The sequence below is a fragment of the Paenibacillus sp. GSMTC-2017 genome (genome assembly GCF_016019935.1).
Lineage (GTDB): Bacteria > Bacillota > Bacilli > Paenibacillales > Paenibacillaceae > Pristimantibacillus.
In genome coordinates this window covers 102,284-121,745 of record NZ_JAECMT010000005.1, presented here as the reverse complement: position 1 = coordinate 121,745, position 19,462 = coordinate 102,284, and the positions used below count along the sequence as shown (strand labels likewise).

19 protein-coding genes are annotated in these 19,462 nt (G+C 42.2%); 5 read left to right on the top strand and 14 right to left on the bottom strand.

Annotation, left to right across the window (positions count from 1 at the left end; all coding sequences use genetic code 11):
* Positions 1 to 164: 164 nt before the first annotated feature.
* The 3 genes from I6N90_RS19480 to I6N90_RS19470 form a co-directional block, all read right to left on the bottom strand.
* Positions 165 to 2,174: a hypothetical protein gene (locus I6N90_RS19480; protein WP_197937326.1), complete on the bottom strand. Its 2,010-nt coding sequence runs from the start codon at positions 2,172 to 2,174 to the stop codon at positions 165 to 167.
* Positions 2,175 to 2,244: 70 nt separating this feature from the next.
* Entirely contained in the window at positions 2,245 to 3,483 is a 1,239-nt protein-coding gene (locus I6N90_RS19475; protein ID WP_197937325.1) for an aminopeptidase, read from the bottom strand.
* 56 nt (positions 3,484 to 3,539) lie between these two features.
* The gene (locus tag I6N90_RS19470; RefSeq protein ID WP_197937324.1) at positions 3,540 to 4,502 is read right to left on the bottom strand and encodes a helix-turn-helix transcriptional regulator; all 963 of its coding nucleotides are present in this window, start codon (positions 4,500 to 4,502) and stop codon (positions 3,540 to 3,542) included.
* Between the two features lie 187 nt (positions 4,503 to 4,689).
* Here I6N90_RS19470 and I6N90_RS19465 point away from each other — a divergent pair, with 187 nt between their 5' ends.
* Complete coding sequence (locus I6N90_RS19465; protein WP_197937323.1) at positions 4,690 to 5,574, top strand: SDR family oxidoreductase; 885 nt, start codon at positions 4,690 to 4,692, stop codon at positions 5,572 to 5,574.
* A 230-nt stretch (positions 5,575 to 5,804) separates the two neighbouring features.
* On the opposite strand, the gene I6N90_RS19460 is transcribed toward I6N90_RS19465, so the two are convergent.
* Complete coding sequence (locus I6N90_RS19460; RefSeq protein WP_197937322.1) at positions 5,805 to 6,821, bottom strand: potassium channel protein; 1,017 nt, start codon at positions 6,819 to 6,821, stop codon at positions 5,805 to 5,807.
* 85 nt (positions 6,822 to 6,906) lie between these two features.
* Between I6N90_RS19460 and I6N90_RS19455 the strand changes: the two genes are divergently transcribed.
* Both I6N90_RS19455 and I6N90_RS19450 read left to right on the top strand, forming a co-directional pair.
* Entirely contained in the window at positions 6,907 to 7,578 is a 672-nt protein-coding gene (locus I6N90_RS19455) for a PspA/IM30 family protein (RefSeq protein ID WP_197937321.1), read from the top strand.
* A 6-nt stretch (positions 7,579 to 7,584) separates the two neighbouring features.
* Complete coding sequence (locus I6N90_RS19450) at positions 7,585 to 8,100, top strand: DUF4178 domain-containing protein (protein WP_197937320.1); 516 nt, start codon at positions 7,585 to 7,587, stop codon at positions 8,098 to 8,100.
* A 52-nt stretch (positions 8,101 to 8,152) separates the two neighbouring features.
* On the opposite strand, the gene I6N90_RS19445 is transcribed toward I6N90_RS19450, so the two are convergent.
* From I6N90_RS19445 to I6N90_RS19410, 8 genes are all read right to left on the bottom strand, one after another.
* Positions 8,153 to 8,545: a DUF350 domain-containing protein gene (locus I6N90_RS19445; protein ID WP_197937319.1), complete on the bottom strand. Its 393-nt coding sequence runs from the start codon at positions 8,543 to 8,545 to the stop codon at positions 8,153 to 8,155.
* The gene (locus I6N90_RS19440; RefSeq protein WP_442950975.1) at positions 8,542 to 9,270 is read right to left on the bottom strand and encodes a signal peptide protein; all 729 of its coding nucleotides are present in this window, start codon (positions 9,268 to 9,270) and stop codon (positions 8,542 to 8,544) included. The genes I6N90_RS19445 and I6N90_RS19440 overlap by 4 nt, the downstream gene beginning before the upstream one ends.
* Complete coding sequence (locus I6N90_RS19435; protein ID WP_197937318.1) at positions 9,271 to 10,464, bottom strand: glutathionylspermidine synthase family protein; 1,194 nt, start codon at positions 10,462 to 10,464, stop codon at positions 9,271 to 9,273.
* Complete coding sequence (locus I6N90_RS19430; RefSeq protein WP_197937317.1) at positions 10,461 to 11,093, bottom strand: hypothetical protein; 633 nt, start codon at positions 11,091 to 11,093, stop codon at positions 10,461 to 10,463. The genes I6N90_RS19435 and I6N90_RS19430 overlap by 4 nt, the downstream gene beginning before the upstream one ends.
* 28 nt (positions 11,094 to 11,121) lie before the next feature.
* Positions 11,122 to 11,334, bottom strand: coding sequence for a hypothetical protein (locus I6N90_RS19425; RefSeq protein WP_197937316.1), 213 nt, complete (start codon positions 11,332 to 11,334; stop codon positions 11,122 to 11,124).
* A 185-nt stretch (positions 11,335 to 11,519) separates the two neighbouring features.
* Entirely contained in the window at positions 11,520 to 12,383 is an 864-nt protein-coding gene (locus I6N90_RS19420) for a DUF4871 domain-containing protein (protein WP_197937315.1), read from the bottom strand.
* A 254-nt stretch (positions 12,384 to 12,637) separates the two neighbouring features.
* On the bottom strand, positions 12,638 to 13,813 hold the full coding sequence (locus I6N90_RS19415) for an MFS transporter (protein WP_197937314.1): 1,176 nt from the start codon (positions 13,811 to 13,813) through the stop codon (positions 12,638 to 12,640).
* Positions 13,814 to 14,006: 193 nt separating this feature from the next.
* Positions 14,007 to 14,996 carry a lipoate--protein ligase gene (locus I6N90_RS19410; RefSeq protein WP_197937313.1) on the bottom strand — a complete coding sequence of 330 codons (990 nt, stop codon included), beginning with the start codon at positions 14,994 to 14,996 and terminating at the stop codon, positions 14,007 to 14,009.
* Positions 14,997 to 15,192: 196 nt separating this feature from the next.
* On the opposite strand from I6N90_RS19410, the gene I6N90_RS19405 reads away from it, so the two are divergent.
* Positions 15,193 to 16,167 carry an aldo/keto reductase gene (locus tag I6N90_RS19405; protein ID WP_197937312.1) on the top strand — a complete coding sequence of 325 codons (975 nt, stop codon included), beginning with the start codon at positions 15,193 to 15,195 and terminating at the stop codon, positions 16,165 to 16,167.
* Here I6N90_RS19405 and I6N90_RS19400 read toward each other — a convergent pair.
* Both I6N90_RS19400 and I6N90_RS19395 read right to left on the bottom strand, forming a co-directional pair.
* Positions 16,148 to 16,840 carry a DUF4085 family protein gene (locus I6N90_RS19400; RefSeq protein WP_197937311.1) on the bottom strand — a complete coding sequence of 231 codons (693 nt, stop codon included), beginning with the start codon at positions 16,838 to 16,840 and terminating at the stop codon, positions 16,148 to 16,150. The genes I6N90_RS19405 and I6N90_RS19400 overlap by 20 nt on opposite strands.
* A gap of 109 nt (positions 16,841 to 16,949) precedes the next feature.
* On the bottom strand, positions 16,950 to 17,942 hold the full coding sequence (locus tag I6N90_RS19395) for a Gfo/Idh/MocA family protein (RefSeq protein ID WP_197937310.1): 993 nt from the start codon (positions 17,940 to 17,942) through the stop codon (positions 16,950 to 16,952).
* Between the two features lie 93 nt (positions 17,943 to 18,035).
* Between I6N90_RS19395 and I6N90_RS19390 the strand changes: the two genes are divergently transcribed.
* Positions 18,036 to 19,421 (top strand): hypothetical protein, encoded by a 1,386-nt coding sequence (locus I6N90_RS19390; protein ID WP_197937309.1) that lies wholly within the window; start codon positions 18,036 to 18,038, stop codon positions 19,419 to 19,421.
* The last annotated feature ends 41 nt before the right edge of the window (positions 19,422 to 19,462 follow it).

Sequence of the window (19,462 nt, the reverse complement as noted above, 5' to 3'; positions counted from 1 at the left end):
TATCACATGGATTAAATTATTTCCTCCAGCTTTCACTATATTCATTGTAAGGAAATCAAATCTTCTCTAATAGTCATAAACGTCAATGCGCCTATATGACAAATGTCATATAGGCGCATAAAAAAGGGCTGTTTTATGGAAGATAAGTGGTGCAATATCTAGTTTTATCTCATCGTTTTGGCCGTCTTAGGCTTACTCATCATATAAGGGTAAAGTAAAATAAGTCCTGCGAAATATAGAAATAAAGCAAATATGGCAGGCGACAAATGAATGAAATCTGTATAACCGATACCATAATGCACACTAAATCCCGCATAAAAGCCCGGAGCGCCGCCTACCAGAAGCGTCCACCAAAGCCAGCGCTCACCTTGACCTATACCCCATAATGCGATAATAAGAATCGCTAATGCATTACAGAGTAATGCGCCTCCGAAACCTGCTCGATCATGAGCAATAAGAGACATTAGTTTCGGATTTACTGCGTTTAATATATCTCGCGTAGTATTCAAAAAAGCCAAATCAGCCTTCACAAATACATTTGTAATACCAACTCCTGCAATTACGATTCCACCAATTGTAAGAGCAAAACCTAATACGACGAAACAAAGTTGCCCCCACATAGCAAGACGCCAGGCTTTGTCATTATGAAGGTTAACAGGTTTACGATTTGGCCGATCATCGTTCCGCCTTAGTGACAAAATAAACATCGGCAAAAGGATAGCAGACACCATCGCATGAAGCGGATCGAAGTAACCATAACCTAAATACAGAAAAAAACCTGAAAATCCAACAATTCCAGAAGTCATTAGCGCAGTCTTCGCCCAATGTTGACCTAAACGCTGACCGTATCTTGCAAGTTGATAATAGAGAATACCTATTGAAATCATCGTTCCTGCGAGTGTTATTCGATCATGTGACATAAAATGAATCAAGTGATGATTCACGTTATGAATTTCATCTATCGTCATTCCTAGAAAACTAAGATCATAAGGAAGAAGGACAGTAGTTTCTCCTATCCACCAAGCCAATAATCCGCCTATAATCATGCCTATCCCGAGCAAGCACATCCAGCCCCAATTACTCCAAAAAGATGGCAAACTGGGCGCTTCTTCATGCCTCACTGTCTCGTAAATAATCGCTTCATTAATCCGCTTAGGAAGCCCTGGACCCGAGTAAACAAGTCCACTGTGCAAAATAACGAGATCAGCCCCTGCCTCTTGCAATAACAAAGCATCATAAGGCTCATGTACACCTGCACCAGCTTTGACGATAAACGAAGCACCACACATTCCCTTCACAAAAGCGGTCTTCCTTAGCGCTAGTTCCAGACCTTCTTTACCTACGAAAACTGGGAAGGTTTGAGCCTCTTCAAAGCTTTGATCTTGGGATGGGCTCGCCCCCTCACCTACTACACTTCCAACCCGGGAAGGACAAGTAAAAGCTGCTTCACCAATTACCGCACCCTTTAATAATGTTGTTTCTGGTCTTTTAAGCAGCTCTGCTAATCTATCTTCTGAAAGTTCGAGTGGGACATAGAGGAAAAAAGGTAGATCGATCGCCTGCTTAATCATTTGAGGAATTTCCGCGTAAATTAGCTCTATATCCTCCCAAGAACGAGATCCCGAAGCAACATCTAAATAGAATCCAGCGGCTCCTGAAGCGCTTAGCTTTTGAATCATACTTTCGAGCTGTTCTATCGCTTCATGCGGAGTTGCTCCCGGCAATGGTGCAAGACGAACAAGCTGCGGCAGCTTGTGACGAGGACGTTTTAGTCGCTCAGCTACCGCAGTCAAACCTTCATTTTCAAAGTAAGAAGGGTAATTGATTCGTTCATCTTTTACATTGTTGTCAATCGGATCATGATTTCGAATCGCTTCGGTTGTAACAGGTCCAATCTCGATAAAACCAAACCCAAATTGTGCAAGCGCTCGGTGCGCCGTCCCCTCAAGATCAACTCCACCAGACAGACCTATCGGAGATGTTAAGGAAAGTCCACCAAGTTTGCGTTCGAGCAATGGAGATTGTTCCATATGACCTAACGTTCGAATAACGAATGAACCGCCAGGTATTTTGCTAATGCGCCCCATTGCTTGAAGTGTAATAGAACGGCTAATTCGCGAAGGCAGTCGGAATAATATAGGACGAAACAAGGTCTGATAAGACCAATCCGGCATAACCAAGACTCCTCTGAACTATGATTAGCTTCTAGTTTTAGTTACTTCGTGTAAATCCGTTGAGCAAATATTAAATAGCCCAGTTACCTTTGCGGAACACAGGAACGACTGTACCATCATCCAAAATACCGTCGATATCCATCTCTGCAGATCCGATCATAAAGTCGTTATGCGTAAGGCTTGCGTTTACTCCGCTCTCTTCAAGCTCTTCCGGTGTCATTGTTTTGCCACCCTCTACGTTGAAAGCATAGCCGCTGCCAATCGCAAAGTGATTCGATGCATTTTCATCAAACAACGTGTTGTAGAACAAAATACCCGATTGTGAGATTGGCGACTCATGTGGTACAAGAGCTACTTCCCCAAGATAGTGAGCACCGTCATCGATTTCAATCAGCTTATTTAAAATTTCTTCGCCTTCTTCAGCCTCAGCTTTTACAATTCGGCCATTCTCGAACGTTAGCTTGAAACGGTCAATTAGGTTACCACCATAGCTAAGTGGCTTTGTGCTGGACACATAACCGTTTGTGCCCGTCTTAAGCGGCACTGTAAATACTTCTTCAGTTGGCATATTCGCCATAAATGGATTTCCATCCTGATTAGTACTGCTCGCTGCTACCCAAATATGCTTTTCTGGCAGTTCAACCGTAATATCTGTTCCAGGTGCAGTGTAATGAAGCTTGCGGAAGTGATGATTGTTTAAAATATCAGCCTTCGTGTGCAACGTATCGTTATGTGTCTCCCAAGCAGCAACCGGATCGTCAGCATGCAAACGAACGGAATCAAAGATTGCTTTCCATAGCAGCTCAACTGCTTCACTTGGAGAAGCATTCGGGAACACTTTTTGTGCCCAATCGGAACCAGCCGCCGCTACAACTGTCCAGCTCACTTTGTCAGATTGGATAGCTCTGCGGAATTCCTTAAGTCCTTGACCAGCTGCTTTCTGGAATGCAGAAATACGCTCTGAAGGTATACCTTTTAGAAGATCCGGGCTGGAAGAAGTGATGGAAATAAAAACTGCACCTTTTTCAACAAAGTCGTTACGCTTGTCTGTTTCCCACTGAGGGAAGTAGCTGAAAGCTTCGTCGGAAGCTTTTTCGTATTTCAATCGAGCGAGCTTATCATCCGACCATTCTACATGAACGTTTGATGCACCTGCTTCATATGCCTTTGCTGCAATCAGTCTCACTAGTGGTGCGATTTCAATTGAAGCTCCATTTACATATACCGGCTGTCCTTGTTGAACATTTACACCCGTTCTAATAATTAGTTCGGCATATTTTTCAAAATAAGTTTCCATCGCTATGCTCATATGTACATCTCCTTAAGTGTTTAAAATGGATTATCAATGTCCTATTGCTATGGACTTTATAAGTATACCATTCTCATCGTTTCTATTTCATCCATAACTAGCTGTCTAAGATCAGCTGGCTCCAATACTTCAATTCGCGCACCGTAACTTAAGATCATTTCACAGGCAGAGTCGATTGTTTCAAAGGTAACATCTGCTTCCAGCCAACCTTCTTGTACAGAACGGGCTATACCAATTGCTACGAAACGTTCATTCTGAAGCCGCTGTAATTGTGATTGTTTCAGCTTTATACGAGCAGGATACCGAGGTAAGCTTTCTTTAAATTGTACTAGCGATTGCTGCCAGTACAGGGCAAGATCAAAGTCACTTGGAGGAGTAAATGAATCCGGAAGTACCTCAACTGATAGTAGTCGAGAAATGCGGAAAGTACGCAATTCGTCCTCACTAGTTTTTGCTACCAAGTACCAGATGCTTCGTTTCGCAACAAGTCCAAGAGGCAAAACAGTCCGCTCCACCTGCATCTCTTCACGTTGATATGTTAATTTTAACGCTCTATTCTGCCACAACGCTTCTTGTACTACAGCTAATAGTGACTTTCCCGATATTACTTGGTTAGAGCTCGCATACCAGCTAGCCCCATCGATATGAATTTTTTTCCGTACGGCTGCCGCATTCGAGCGTGCAGCTTCAGTTGTTGCTGCTAATATTTTCTGCATCGCGGTATCGAGCTGCTTCAACTGCCCGAGATCACTAAGTGGCTCTGCTTGACTGGATACTAAAAGTGCAGCGAGTTCGTCTGGATGTATACCTGTTAAGCTTGTTCGGTAACCTTCAGATAGTTGCCATCCTCCGTGTTGCCCTCGTTCAGAATATACCGGAACTCCGGACGAACTTAGCTCATCCATATCACGTAAAATCGTCCGAACATTCACCTCCAGCCGCTCTGCTAGTTGCTTTGAAGACATTTTCCCTTCACTTTGAAGCAATAATACGATCGATAACAATCGACTGGCTCGCATAATCTCTCTCCTTATGCACGTTATTGATACTAATGATAGTATACCCTTTCATATATGACAGTAGTTGTCGTATATGTGTTGATATACTTAGGATGTTCAAATGGTTTTGCGTTTGAAGCTATTGGATAGATGAATACCGCTTAATAGGGCCAAACTTAAAATACGTCAATTAATAGGGGAAATTATAATGAAGCCATTATTGGGGAAAATTGCAGTCGTAGCTGGAGCAACGAGAGGTGCCGGTCGAGGAATCGCTGTGAGTTTAGGTGAAGCTGGAGCAACCGTCTACTGCACAGGCAGAAGTGTAACAGGCCAAGCTTCTGATTTAAATCGTGCGGAAACGATTCAAGAAACTGCCGCGCTTGTTACTACTGCGGGCGGCATCGGGATACCTGTACAAATCGATCATACTGTCGATCATCAAGTAGCAGCTTTATTCGAACGAATCAAAGAAGAACAACAGGGGCAACTGGACATTCTAGTAAACAATATTTGGGGTGGGGAGAAGCTAGTGGAATGGGATAAGCCGTTCTGGGAGCATTCCCTCACTAATGGCCTACTTGTCCAAGATAGAGCAGTCAAAGCACATCTCATTACAAGCTACTACGGAGCCCCATTAATGGTGGCGAGAAAATCTGGTCTTATCATTGAAGTTACCGATGGAATTGACTACCGTTATCGGGGAAATCTCTTCTACAGTCTAGCCAAAATATCTCCAATCCATCTCGCAACAGCTATGGCGGAAGATCTGCGCCCTCACAACGTATCCGCAGTTGCAGTTACTCCTGGTTTCCTGCGTTCTGAGGAAATGTTGGATCATTTTGGCGTTAGCGAAGATAATTGGCGCGATGCAGTCGGGGAGAGTAAGTCACAAGATGAACATTTCGGCCAATCAGAGACTCCCTACTTTATTGGTCGCGGAATCACCGCTTTAGCTGCTGACCCTAACTTCGCTTTGAAGAGTGGGAAAGTCTTGCCTAGCTGGGAACTATCCGATGAATACGGCTTCACAGACACGGATGGAAACCGCCCTCATTGGGGACGGTATGCGAAAGAGCGCGGGTTCTTGTAAACGCTCAGCGCTAACCCGATTTTCTCGGGTTTCTGACATCCTTGCGCACTAGCGCATAGCGCTAACCCGATTTTCTCGGGTTTCTGGCATCCTTGCGCACTAGCGCATAGCGCTAACCCGATTTTCTCGGGTTACATGCACCGTTGCGCTTCGCTTTACCTTCACTGAAAAGCGAAGCGCAGCTTCATAAGTAGATCACCCTACTTATGAGGCTGCGCTCCATTATTTTCTTACTTTCCAACAATACGGCGATGTGTCGCTTCATCGCTTATAATATACAATCTCGCATCCGCAGGAATAGGCTGATCCAATTTGCGATTTATGCCCAAATCTCCACGATCAGAAAGCAATGTCGCTCCTTGCTCCAACAAACCTTTAAATGCGTCGCCATAAGTCCGCCAAGCACGATCAATCGCAACTTCATAAATATCGTCGCCATAATCTCTGCTTAATAGCTGTCTGAACACCTCTGAATTACCTTCTTGCATAACCGAACGTACTGCTAAGCGCGATATTGCATCATGGGACAATACAAACTCATTTACTTTAACATGATGGAAGTTGCGAATATGCTTCTCCTGAATAATTTCAACAGTCGTATGTACGTGAGGGGCAATTCTCTCAATGCTTGAAACAATCAACAACGACTTGCCATCAACTAATGACCCCTCATCTATTCGAACATCGCCAAATATGATCGCTGCGCGAGCCTTCTCAATCATTGCCTTTGATAACACCTCATCCTCAGAAGGATCACCATTTATGAAGTGTACTTGCGGCTGATGCTCCATTGGATGTTTCCCAACTTCATCAATAATGACAATCGACGTCTTAGACTTATGCGATAAAATTTCCTCTACAGCGACTTGCGCTTTTTTGCTCCAATTAATGATGATAATATGATCTTCCCCATGAAAACTCAACGTACCTTCCCCTCTCCTGCGTTGGAATATAGCGATTGAATCAATGACTTTGCCGATGACTAAACTGAGCAAACCGATTCCGAATATGTACAGAAAGATGGTAAACACTTTACCTTCAACCGTCTTGGCAAAATAATCTCCGTAACCAACTGTCGCCATTGTCGTCAGTACCCAATAAAATGCATTAAACCACGTTTTAAAAGTTGTAGGTTCTAAAAGATAAGCTATGGTAGCGCTTAACAATACAAAAAATAAAATACTGATCGCTATCGTTAATTTACTGACTTGCAACAGCTTAGTTGATAATAAACGAATAAAATGCATAGCTGCTCCCCTCACATAAGCGAATTGAAACGAAATACGGTACCGTTCGTATTGGAAATCATACTAAAAAACAGGAGGTTCTACCATGTCCTTGTTTAAACGATTACGCGACTTAACATTATCCAACGTCTATTCTTTGATCGAAAAGGCCGAAGACCCAATTAAACTAACTGACCAATACATTCGTGATATGACCGAAGATTTGCAGGATGCAGAAAAAGCAGTTGCTGCTCAAATTGCTCTAGAGAAAAAATTCAAAAAGCAGTTCGAAGAACAAGAACAATTGTTACAAAAGCGCAATGAGCAAGCCCAAATTGCAGTCCAAGAGCAAAATATTGATTTGGCTCGCAGAGTTATCGAAGACAAACAAGCTGTAGAACGCAAAATGAATGAGTACAAGGAAGCATTCGTTACAAACCAACTTCTTGCTAACAACCTAAGAGCTAAGCTTGATGAAATGCGGACCGAGCTTACCGATCTGAAAAACAAACGCGATACACTTGTAGCACGTTATCAAGCTGCTAAGACGCAAACGGAAATCAATAAGGCGATGTCTAGCTTCGGAACTAGCTCAGCAGCATCTGGTATGAAGCGTATGGAAGAGAAGATGTTGCAAGCTGAAGCGTTGGCGGAAGCAAGCAACGATCTCGCCGCTTCAAGAGGCAAATCAATAGACGATGAATTTGCAAATCTGGGCAAAAACAATGCTGTCGAAGATGAGCTTGCCGCTCTGATGAAACAGTTCGAGCAGAAGTAAGCCACTATGAGCCTCTTTCAACGATTACGCGGAATAATAAAACGTTCGGAACTACCAATTAAGGAACAAAGTATTTTAACGATTAAGCCCGGCGACGTTTGTGAAGTGTCCTTGATCACCTATCAAGTAATCGGGCGTACATCAAATGCGCGACGCAGAACGATCATGTTAACATTACAGGACGGTTCCGAACTTAAGTACTTGCAGATTGAAGATCGTGAAACTGTTGCCTACTCTCTCTACTCTCCCATTGACGGGCGGCTAGACTCCATCGTTGAAGTGCCTATGACCCTCGAAATGGATGGCCGTACGTATCATCTAGAGGAACAATATAACGATCACATTGCAGCAATTGGAAAAACGCCATTTACAAACGGCGGCGAGCAGGCGATTTGGCAATTTCAATCTGACGATAGAAAGCTAATGCGTATTGAATGGCAAGAAGGTCGCTTCATGCTTTATGAAGGTGAAGATATTCTTCCTGCTGATGTAGAAGTGTTACGCGGCAAACCTAATATGTAAACCAAAAAGCAGGTTGTAGCTTGATGCATTCAAGCACAACCTGCTCTTTTTATTAAATGATTAAGCTGCTAATAGCAAATGCGAAACCTAAATAAACAGAGAATAACATAATGCCTACAGCAACATTTCCCTTCACTAGCTCTTCTGATATTTTGAACGTAGGAGTTAGTAATTCGAATAACCAGTAAGCTGCAATTAGGCAAACATAACCTATTGCAAACCATAAAGCCATAAACCAAATAGATGAGTTCGTATAAGCTGCAACACCCAAAATAAGTGCAGTGGAGATAAACTTACCGCCGAGTGCAAGCCCGACAGCCACGTTACCTTTTTTTAATTCGTCCATATCTTTGTAAGGCGTCATCAAACCGAAAATAAGCATGCCCAACAATTGAAGCAAAATAATGACTCCTACACTAACGACAATATTAATAACTACCGTCACTTCGCCCACCCCCGAAATTTCGCATAAGCTAAATCATAATCCGCAAAATCATGAATCTCCTCAAGCTGAACATTAACTTTCTTTTTCTTTTCGAAATCAGTAAAACGTTTATCATCAATTGGCTGCTTAATACGATGTCCAGATGGTAACTCTACAACGGCAAAGTTACGCGTCTCACCTTTGAATTCTGTCTTATACACACCAATCATGTCTACTTCAGTCGTAACGGCAATTTTTAAATTGCTCATATCTTCTTCTGCCTTTTCTTTTGTTTTGTATGACTTTATCGTTCTCCATGCGGACAGTCGAATCTCATTACGTTGCTTATCATCTGTCACCATCTCAGCATCCATGAACTGTAGAAGCCAAATTTGTTCCCCAGTTGCATAATTATCATCGTTCGGTAACAACTGATAATCTGGTAGCACCGTCATATCACTATTGATCAAGTCGCCCACACTGCCTTCAACAATCTTATAATCCCATGGAACACGTGCAATATTTTCCTCAGACTGAGTTGTTAGGGATGTCGATGTTCCCGATGACGTGGATGTGGTTGTCGTTGAATACCCTGAGTTCGACGTAGACGTGTAAAAAACCGAATCCGTATTTGATGAACATCCGGTAACTACGAGCAATAATGCAAGCGTTAACGCAACTGTTAACCGATTAAACCTATTTTTCCTATTGTGTTCAGCGCTACTTCGAGCCCTTCTAAGTCCCAATTATCTCACTCCTATCGCGATAAAATGGCTGGTGTTCCCTGTGATGGGGCCACCTACTCTGCCGAGCATGCCGCAAGGTTTTCCGTTTATAACGAACATTCCCGTTAGCAGATGCAATTCACCTTCTGCTGTCTTGATACGGGCTAAATCTGCCCGCTTCTGATAGACAGTAGGAAACAATACGCTTGTGTCGAATCCATCTTGATCTTCTATTTCTAACAATCCTGATGCATCAAAAAGCCGCACGGAACCGCCCTCGCGTCCAAACATTGATTTAGACACGAAGCTTCCTTCAAACACAGGTTTATTATAGGTTGGGAGAATATATTTCCCTATTGCTACTCTCTCTTCCTCATTATATAACTGTCCCAGCTCATATAATCCACAAACGACAGCGAGCAGTCCTTTTGATTGTAAAAGAATGCTATGCGGCGAATTAAAGATCGATAAGTTGCCTGTCTCTATGGAATAGGCGAGTGCATCTCCGCCTTCATCGACTGCCATCCACTCTTTTGGATATAACGCGAACATACATCGAATTTCTCTGCCTTCGCTATCCTTTAATACCCCTTCATCTACATAAAGTTCTAAAACATCACGACACTTCACATCAAGTCCACTATGGCGAACTAATGCTTCAATCGTGCCTGAGTCTTCAAGATGTTCACCATATGCTACACATGCCACTGTATCCGGTCTCTCTATAGCCCATGCTTCTGCAATTAGATCTTTCATCGCGAGGTTTGGCGATTGAAGTCCGGTCTGCTCACATATCCATGGCGTTGCAATAGACGCTTCAACATACCCTGTTGGTGTATCCGAGTTAAGCTCTAGCAGTTTGATTGCACCATCATGATCAATGGCATAATCAAATCTTGCATATCGGCTAATTAATCCTTCTTCAGGAAGTGGAAGATCGTCAATCATCGGCCAAAGTATCCTCGGAATACCTATGAGCTCATATAAACTATGATTTTTATACATATATCGTACGGTACGATCAAGAATGCTCCATAATTGAGAGGAGGCATATTCAAGCTCTCGATACGTCTCACTGTTCATTGCTACAACCTGATCAATCCAATACGGCTCTTCGCCGATATTAGCCCATGTAAAACCTAGCTGTTTAAGCTCTTCTACACGACTAGTACGATCGGGATGTGGTTCGGACAAAACTTCAAATACCGGATTCATCCGCCAAATCCACCACTTTTACTAGAGCTGGAACTTGAACTCGAAGATGAACTATAACTGCTCGAATTCCCCCCGATAGCACCAGGGCTCGAAGAAGTTGATCGCTTCGTTACTGAACCTGTTGATTTTGATGTCCTCGGCATTAACGAAGTACCCGTTACATATTTATTTTGAAACATCTCACTGGAATACGATTTTGGTTTATATGGCTTGCTGGAATTCGAATAATAAGCAGGTCGATTGCTATACCAACGAGACGATGAATAACTCGATCCTCTATTGAACAAAAGATGATACAGAAGCAGATCGTCCCAGCCGAAACCTGAGTTATAATGGTGGACGACCGTTGTACCTCCTGCGCTACTTGTTGTTTCCTCATCCTCATCATCTTCTAATGGAAATTTAAGCGGGATGCTCCAATCGACGTTTGGATCGTAATACGCTTTGACCTCTTCCGTTGACCACGATACTAACTTTGGATCTGCTGTTGTCCCACCCGATGCTGCTACACCAGTACTAAAGATTGCATTAGCAAGTAATGCGACTCCTAGAGAAGTGGACAATACACGGAGCGGCTTCCCCTCTGCCGTAAATAACTTAGACGCTGGCTTTTTATTTTCTTGTGACACACTTCATTCCACCTTCCGTAAGCGATAATTATGAGCTAATGGGAACGAGCAATAACTCCAATCTTCCCAAATCTACGTTTAATCTGCCTTCAATCGTCTCATACTCGCGATTGCCTACAACGATATAATTGGCATGCTCTAATGCAGATACCATATTCATAGTCCAAATACGTTCCTCGATTTGACGAAGCTCACCATTTGCGCTTTTCTCCATCAAAACAACTTTTATTCCTTGATCCAAAATAGGACTCACCCTTCCTCTTTGTCATGCGAATTTGATTATATCGTATTACGAGTTAATGTGGCAGATGTTTCATATGAAAGGAATAATTTGTTTTATGTAGTCAACAAAGAGGACAATCTATAAGCGCTGTAATAGCGTTGACAGATTGTCCCTACGAACACAGGTCTACTAATTCAAAGTTCCTAAAACTGTGGTAGGTTTCGCTCATTTACCACAACTACAATACTTTCAATTAATCGTCCATCTACAATAGGAAGCAGCATCCACTTACCAGGTTCCGGGAGTTTCATACTACTTGAATGAGTCCTAGTAGCGCCGCGCAAGCTACCCCCTAAAGATTTAGCAGCAGAAATTGGAATCAACTCTTGGCTACCCTGCTTCACAGCAAGAACTTGAAACTCACCATCAAGTGCTTCCTCCTCACCCCAGAAATGCCACATATATTTGTTCGATTGTCTTGCTATGAAAGAATGATTAAGAAGGCCAACTTTATTATAGACACCATTTAGCTGGCTGTTTTCAACTTCAAAAGTAGAACTAACCTCCCATGATGACTCACCGATTTCAACTAGTACATCAGCATAACGCTTTCCATCTAATCTAACTTCAAATCGCCACATACCACTAAGCGGAAGGGCACAGTTAACGATAAATCGCTCCATGTTCATTTCAGGAGGATCGTACTCCGTTATCACATAGGATTTGATCGGACTTAGCTTCTTTCTTGTAACTATATGAATAACATCAATGGACAGTGATTTGCCAACAAACAGTTTATGATCTTCTGCAAAATGAAAAATGTAACTATACGTACTCCCTGCTTTCGCCATTGGATCGGGAAACACTTCTAGTAATAATTCGCTATCCGCATAGTAATCAAGTCTTGGCTCCGTTGAATGTGGAGAAGGCGAATGCTTCGTAATTTCTGCACTAAAAAAAAAGAATAACCAAAAAGAAATAAGTGCTCCAGCTAATACGATTGGCGCAATGAGATCACTTCGACTTCGATTTCCACTCCTTCTCCAACTGATCCAAACTTGTTTCAAAGATTACCTCATCTCCTTCGTAGAGCATTATGCTTTGTTCAGATTTACCAAAACGAATGTCTCCTCTTAGGTTGCTTTCGATGATAATGGAAAGATCGTTTCTACTCGAAGCGGCGTAGGTGTTTGGAATCGATCACGGGGAAATAGCATCGTTCACCTCATATTTGAAGATAGCAGCTGCTTGTCTCATTTCAAGTAAAAAAAGGATGCCCGATAAAACCTGCTCGGTTGTCGGACATCCCTGTTGTGATGGTCTATTCTGTTATTTTTTTGGATTGTGCTAAAAAGTAAACAAGATACAATCCGCATATCATTCCTATAAAACCGAACCCTCCAAATATGTCCAGCTTTGAAGAATAGTAGCCAAAACCTAATCCCGTCAAAGCTTTGAGCACATTTTGTCCAAGCGACTGGAAGGAATCCATCGTCGCTCTCATTGTGGAGTCGATGCGATGATGTAAATACCCCGAAGCGAGCGGTTCAATTAATCCGGCGAAACAGCAAATCATTACGATAACAACTAATCCGCTATAGTCCTTCACCATAGAAATATAAAAGAAACCCGCTGTGAATACCAATAACGAAAAAGCCAATAGAAAACGATAGCTGAATCGGTATTTCAACTTGTAGGCAAAGATGTTACCGGGCATACGGATAAAAAATATCGTTGCTGAAAATATACCAAAGAAATAGACGGGAATGTGAAGCCGCTCCAAATAAATTTGCCAAAACTCGTCTATATAATTGATTGAAGCACCTGTTACCATCCCAACCAGTACAACAAGGCTAACATCTGAATGACTACGGAAGAAAGACAAAGATGCGGTTAAATATTGCCGAATCGGTATCGTCTCTTCGTTCTCTTCAGGACTTCTCACATTTGGTTCGACAATTAGAAAAGATAACACTAGCGCTACAATCATACTAATTAAAGAGAGCCAATAGTTAAATTCAAACCCGTAATGGCTCGCGAGCAGGCTTCCACTTAAAGCAGCAATCATAATGGAAACCGTATCTATCGCATTTAGTCGTCCAGCATATTTCTCGAAGTGTTGCTCCTTACCATTATGCAGCAGCGAATCGTACAGCAGTGCATTTTCTGCTCCGCTGCTAGCTGCGCTGCCAATTGCAGCAAGAAACACAACAAGCGCAAAGTGCCAAAACTCTGTTGCAAAAACGAGAATAAAAAACTCCAAACATCCGATAAACGAGGCTAAAACGATCATCCGTTTCCTTCCCCATTTGTCAGCGATAATTCCTGTTGGCACTTCAAATAATACGACAGTCGCAGCAAATATGATCTCTGTCAAAATAACCAATTGAATGGTCATTCCTCTCTCTTCCCAATATAGCCGCTCAATTACGTATGCGGGTATAAGGTGATAAAAGAAACGAATCATATTTAGCTTCCAAATGTTTGATATATACATACATCTCTAGCCCCTCTCATCATCTGTAAGTTCGATTGAACCACATAGATGGAGGTGCTCTGGATGATGTTTCGTCTAAGTCTTAACTGGGAGGACGCGCTAAGTTCATTACGCTCATTCTCCTTTTTTAGTCATTTCTTCATATTTATTCATTATACAGGAGTTGCTCACTCTCCGTATAGCAAAACAAACCTTATATCAACAGCCCTATCCACTGTTCCTTCGTAATTGAACCAAAATAATGTGCTAGATCAATCTTGTCGGTTACTTCCCCTAATGCAGCAGCGTCATATCGAACCCCTGCAAGCTGAGATGCTACTTCACTACTGTCACCTCGCCCGAAATAATCACCAAAAATAGCAGCTTCTACGATTAAGCCGTCTTCCACTTGCAAACGAATATCAAACGTTCCTACACCTTCGATCCGTTTCTTCTGTTGTACGTTAAAAGCAGGCGAACGACCGTAATTCCATTCCCAGCTGCGATAACGTTCATCTGCAAGATCCTGTACACGTTCCAAGTCCTCTTCACTTAAAACATACTCTGGTATGTCCTTTGATTCCCCGAATAGTGATTGCAGTAAAGCTAGTCTGAACGCTTCGATTGTCATTGGTTCGGATAGAAATTCTGTAATGTTCGCTACACGGCTCCGAATCGACTTCGTTGATTTAGATACATACTTCTCAGCATTTACTTTAAGTGCAGACACGACATTTTCGATCTCTGAGTCAAAAAGGAGTGTGCCATGGCTGAACATTTTACCTTTGGAAAAAAATTGCGCATTACCGGAAATTTTCCGTTCTCCCACTTGTAGATCGTTGCGACCTGTAAGTTCTGCTTCTACGCCTAAAGTACGAAGAGCTTCTACAACTGGCTCGGTAAACTTCTTGAAGTTATGAAATGAACCTCCGTCATCTTTCATAATGAAGCTGAAATTCAAATTGCCAAGATCATGGTAAACTGCACCGCCACCAGAAAGTCTGCGTACAACATGCAAGTTATTCGCTTCTACGTATTCCGCATTTATTTCTTCCACCGTATTTTGATTTTTCCCGATAATGATGGATGGTTCGTTTATATAAAATAAAAGGTAATCGTCGTCTGGAAGGGAGCGCAATATATACTCTTCGAGAGCTAGATTAAGTGTTGGGTCAGTGATGCCTTTATTGCTAACAAATTTCATTTGTAATACCCCCTAAATGGATAGTTGTTGTTAGGGGCATTATACCTGTCCGCAGGAGTGGGTTTCAACTTTTGAAAAATGGCTGATAAAAGATACTTGAAGAAGCTGCTTGAAGTTGTCCATAGGTGTATGCAGTAGGTATACTAAAAAAGAACATACGTAGATACTTATCGAAGTCATTAAAGGAGTTGATCTTATGCAATATCGACGTCTGGGCAATAGTGGTTTGAAAGTTTCTGCACTTGGACTTGGAACAAATGCATTCGGCAAACGTGCTGATGAGGAAACTTCGAGGGCGATTATTCATTACGCTTTAGACAATGGAGTAACTTTTCTAGATACAGCCAATATATATGCGGGGACGGAATCGGAAAGAATTATTGGAGCAGCACTTAAAGGCCGCCGACATGAAGCTGTTCTCGCAACGAAGGCTGGTCTTCCAACTGGCTCTGGACCATACGAGCGTGGCTCGTCTCGCAATCATTTAACAAGAGAGCTTGAGCAAAGCTTAAAGCGGCTTGGGACAGACTATGTTGATCTTTATCAGATCCATACATTTGATCCAGAAACACCACTTGAAGAAACACTTCGTACGCTTCAGGATATGGTTCAATCGGGTAAAGTCCGCTATATTGGGGCATCCAATTACTATGCTTGGGAGCTTATGAAAGCAGTTGGTATAAGCGATAAGCTGGGGCTGGAACGGTTCATCTCTATGCAGACAAGCTACTCTTTAGCTGACCGAACACCGGAGCGCGAGCTAATACCGATGTGCTCAGATCAAGGTATCGGCATTATTCCGTATTTCCCACTTGCAGGGGGCATTCTTACTGGCAAGTACAGCTCGGCACAAAAAGCCCCGGAAGATTCCAGGGCGATTACTGATCCTAACTTTAAGCGGTTCCTAAGCCACGATCGAATAACATTCGGTAGACAGGTAGAGCAAATTGCCAGTGATCTAGGAAGTACAGCAAGTGCATTGTCGCTAGCTTGGCTAATGCATCAACCTCTTGTATCGACTGTCATTGTCGGTGGGATTTCTGTGGAACAATTAAAGGTCAATTTGAGTAGTATCTCACTAGATCTTGATTGGACCACCCTCGCTAAGCTCGACGAGTTAAGCGAACCATTCCGTAGCGGTGATCCTTTTGCTATTTATCGATTAAATTAGTCCAATCCATGTCTACGGTAAAATGTTTAGCGTTAATCTTCAAAACATTCATATCTAGGTAGCCACGAGGAGAGCTCAGGAGGACGTTTACCGAACATGAACCGTCCTCCTCGTTCCAGTACATCTCCTCATAGAGCCACCAATTACCGATTAAATCATCCGGTATTTCATAGTCTGAAACGTTGTGAAACAGTAGAAAAACACGTTCACCGCCGTACATCGAGCCGCTACTATCCAGTAGCAGCTCGATATTTCCGTCTTCACCAATCTGAACATCTAGCACTTTGGAATCATGTAAGTAATGAATACTTTTGTAAGCTGGAGGCAGTTTCTTTTCGTAGGTGACGAAACCTTCCCCATATCGTCTGGCTGCCATATTCCATTCTTCATTTTGCTCGTCTCTCCAAGCTTTTACAATCCGTCTTGTTTCTGGTTTAGGATAATGAATGACAGGTAATTCTCCGTTTTTAATTAGTGCAAGAATAGAGTCAGAAGCGTATTTCGTCAATAAGGGCATATACGTTTCAAACTGCATCATTGCTACCTTTTCAAAATCTCGACCGTGCTCGACGTAACGCTCCTTAATAAACTCAAAATCTTTTTCGGTATCCGGCAATACTAGAAATCCTCTAACTTGCATCTTCTCGTACAATTCAGTTGTAAAGTATTTCAAGTGATTCCCTCCAATGCTGCAACTGCTAATCCACAAAGCTTTCGATTACGTTCAACATGGCTTACGACTAGTATCTCGTCTCAATTGATCGATTGATCTGATCGTTAAGTTAGTTCATCGTTTGATCCGCTGGAAAACGGACTCCCATTTGCCTTCTCGCTTCGTCCATAATCTCCATCGTTATAAGCGAAACTTCGAACGTATTGACCGTCGATTCTGTCCGGCCCGCCTTAATAAGAGAAATAAATTCCTCTAGTTCATAAAACATCGTATGTTCGATTGTTGGTCTTGAGATATCCTCTATAATGCCATCTCTGAAGTTGAGTTCGATGCGAGTTGGCTCGCTTATTTTATTAATGATCATATTACAATCTTCACCTTGAATTTCATTGATCATCGAAGAATTTGATATTTTGGAGTGGAGCAAAACTGCATCCATTGTCTCGTACTCTAGCAATATACTTCCTTCGCCGTCTACTCCCGACTCTAGCAAATAACCTGTCGCTTTAACTGACTTTGGTCTACCGAACAATGCAACAGCTGGATAAATACAATAGACACCGATATCAACAAGCGATCCATTGGATAGCTCTGGCTTAAAAGAGTTCATAACTGTTCCTTCCTTGTAAGCATCATAGCGGGAGGAATATTGACAAAAATTTGCGAAATAACGGCGCACTGCACCGATCCGTCCGATATTTTCTTTAACCGCCTTAAAACCTGGCATTAACGTTGATTTGACTGCTTCCATTAGCAAGACGTTATTCCGCTTTGCCGCCTCTATCATTTCATTTAGCTCACGAACATTGGATGCAGCAGGCTTCTCGCAAAGTACATGAATACCATTATTCATTGCAAGTATAGATTGCTCTGAATGATAGCTATTCGGACTTGCTATGTAAACGGCATCGATTACACCGCTCATAAACATCGCATTCAATTCCGTAAAGGAATGTGCAATTTGATGCTTGTCAGCAAATTCACGAGCTCTTTCTTCGGTACGAGAATAGATTGCCGCAAGCTCAAATTCCTTATGTAGCTTTGCCGCTGCAATAAATCGTTCTGTAATCCAGTTCGTACCTATTATTCCGAATCGTATCATCTGTAAACATCTCCTTCTTTTTTGACAAGATCATATGTTCTATATTATAGTGGGCGTTAACGATTGTAAGCCTATTTAACAGGAGGTAAATAATTGCACACATCTATAATAATTATACCCGCTCTACTTATTGTTGCTATATTGTTTAGTATTTTCTACTCGCAAACAAAGCCAAAAAAACAAGTGTGGTTCGGTGTTACATTCCCTTTTGAAGCGTTAAAGGATGAAAGGTTAACCGCTTTGCAGAAACATTTTGTAAAAAGTTATGTTGGATTCGTTATTGCTTATGTTGTTACCGTCTTGCCCTTGCTGTGGTTAGGCGACAATACGGCGACTGCGTTTATTTATTTGTGCCTATGGCTCGTAGCCGTAGCGTACACTTCAACAGTACCATTTAAACAAATCCATCACAAGGCAGCTATGTTGAAACGAGATAACGGCTGGTTTGTGGGCAAACAAAAAACGGTTGTCCTAGATAAGGAAATCGCTCATTACTCTGGCATGAAGCCACTTTCACCCTATCTGTTCCTCGTGCCAGCCCTTATGTCCGTGCCCCTCATTATTGTATCGGCTCAAAATGACAACTATTTATTGCGACTGACGGGCATAGCATCTATTCTAATGACAGGTGTAATCGTTCTTCTATCACTCTCATTCACACATAGTAAACAACGTGCATATAGTCGAAACGCACTACCTAACATAGCGATAAATCAGGCGGCGAGACGGTATTGGTCCGTATTTTGGCTTACACTATCAATCTTTGAAGTTGTGAATGCTTTTATTGCCTATTATGTTTTAAAAGAAGGGACAGCGCTCAGCCCTAGTCTTTGGACGAGTGGTATCGCCATGGTATCTTTAGTTCCACTTTTCGGTATTTATTTTGTACATAGTCTTATTCGGGATTTAGAGTACCGCTTGGCACACACGGATGGAAAAAGGTATATCGCAGATAGTGATGAATACTGGAGACATGGAATGACTTATTATAATCCAGATCATTCATCTACAAGGGTAGAGAAGCGTACCGGAATAGGATCAACTTTGAATACAGCAACTGCCGCTGGAAAAATGATCTACTACGGAAAATTTATTGTTTTCGCCGCTGCAGTTATACCTGTTATGATTATCCTTATCCGAGCAGAATCAACAGCGCCACTGCTGCTCATTGACGATAAAGGTTCAATCACAATTAAAGACACTGATTACCCTTTCCATTTTCATAAAGATCATATTCAAGAGTTGAAAATAGCGGATGTCCTGCCAAGTGGATTTCGAGCGAATGGGACTGCAACCTCAGCCTATGCTAGAGGCAACTTTAAGCTTAGTGAATTAGGTCCAGCCAAATTGTATGTGTTTAAGAAGTCGCCTCCTTTTATCGTGATGAAGTTAGAGGACTCTTATGTTGTCTATAATGATAAAAACCCGGCAACAACAAAAACATTATTCGAGCAGCTGGAGAAGCAAATTGAAAAATAGAAAATGGGAGCTGCTGATCGCAAGTCAGTAGCTCCCATGTT

What these genes read in the sequence shown, in the direction of transcription:
- I6N90_RS19480 (WP_197937326.1), bottom strand. Translation starts at nt 2,174, where the DNA reads ATGCCGGATTGGTCTTATCAGACCTTGTTTCGTCCTATATTATTCCGA.
- I6N90_RS19475 (WP_197937325.1), bottom strand. Translation starts at nt 3,483, where the DNA reads ATGAGCATAGCGATGGAAACTTATTTTGAAAAATATGCCGAACTAATT.
- I6N90_RS19470 (WP_197937324.1), bottom strand. Translation starts at nt 4,502, where the DNA reads ATGCGAGCCAGTCGATTGTTATCGATCGTATTATTGCTTCAAAGTGAA.
- I6N90_RS19465 (WP_197937323.1), top strand. Translation starts at nt 4,690, where the DNA reads ATGAAGCCATTATTGGGGAAAATTGCAGTCGTAGCTGGAGCAACGAGA.
- I6N90_RS19460 (WP_197937322.1), bottom strand. Translation starts at nt 6,821, where the DNA reads ATGCATTTTATTCGTTTATTATCAACTAAGCTGTTGCAAGTCAGTAAA.
- I6N90_RS19455 (WP_197937321.1), top strand. Translation starts at nt 6,907, where the DNA reads ATGTCCTTGTTTAAACGATTACGCGACTTAACATTATCCAACGTCTAT.
- I6N90_RS19450 (WP_197937320.1), top strand. Translation starts at nt 7,585, where the DNA reads ATGAGCCTCTTTCAACGATTACGCGGAATAATAAAACGTTCGGAACTA.
- I6N90_RS19435 (WP_197937318.1), bottom strand. Translation starts at nt 10,464, where the DNA reads ATGAATCCGGTATTTGAAGTTTTGTCCGAACCACATCCCGATCGTACT.
- I6N90_RS19415 (WP_197937314.1), bottom strand. Translation starts at nt 13,813, where the DNA reads ATGTATATATCAAACATTTGGAAGCTAAATATGATTCGTTTCTTTTAT.
- I6N90_RS19410 (WP_197937313.1), bottom strand. Translation starts at nt 14,996, where the DNA reads ATGAAATTTGTTAGCAATAAAGGCATCACTGACCCAACACTTAATCTA.
- I6N90_RS19405 (WP_197937312.1), top strand. Translation starts at nt 15,193, where the DNA reads ATGCAATATCGACGTCTGGGCAATAGTGGTTTGAAAGTTTCTGCACTT.
- I6N90_RS19395 (WP_197937310.1), bottom strand. Translation starts at nt 17,942, where the DNA reads ATGATACGATTCGGAATAATAGGTACGAACTGGATTACAGAACGATTT.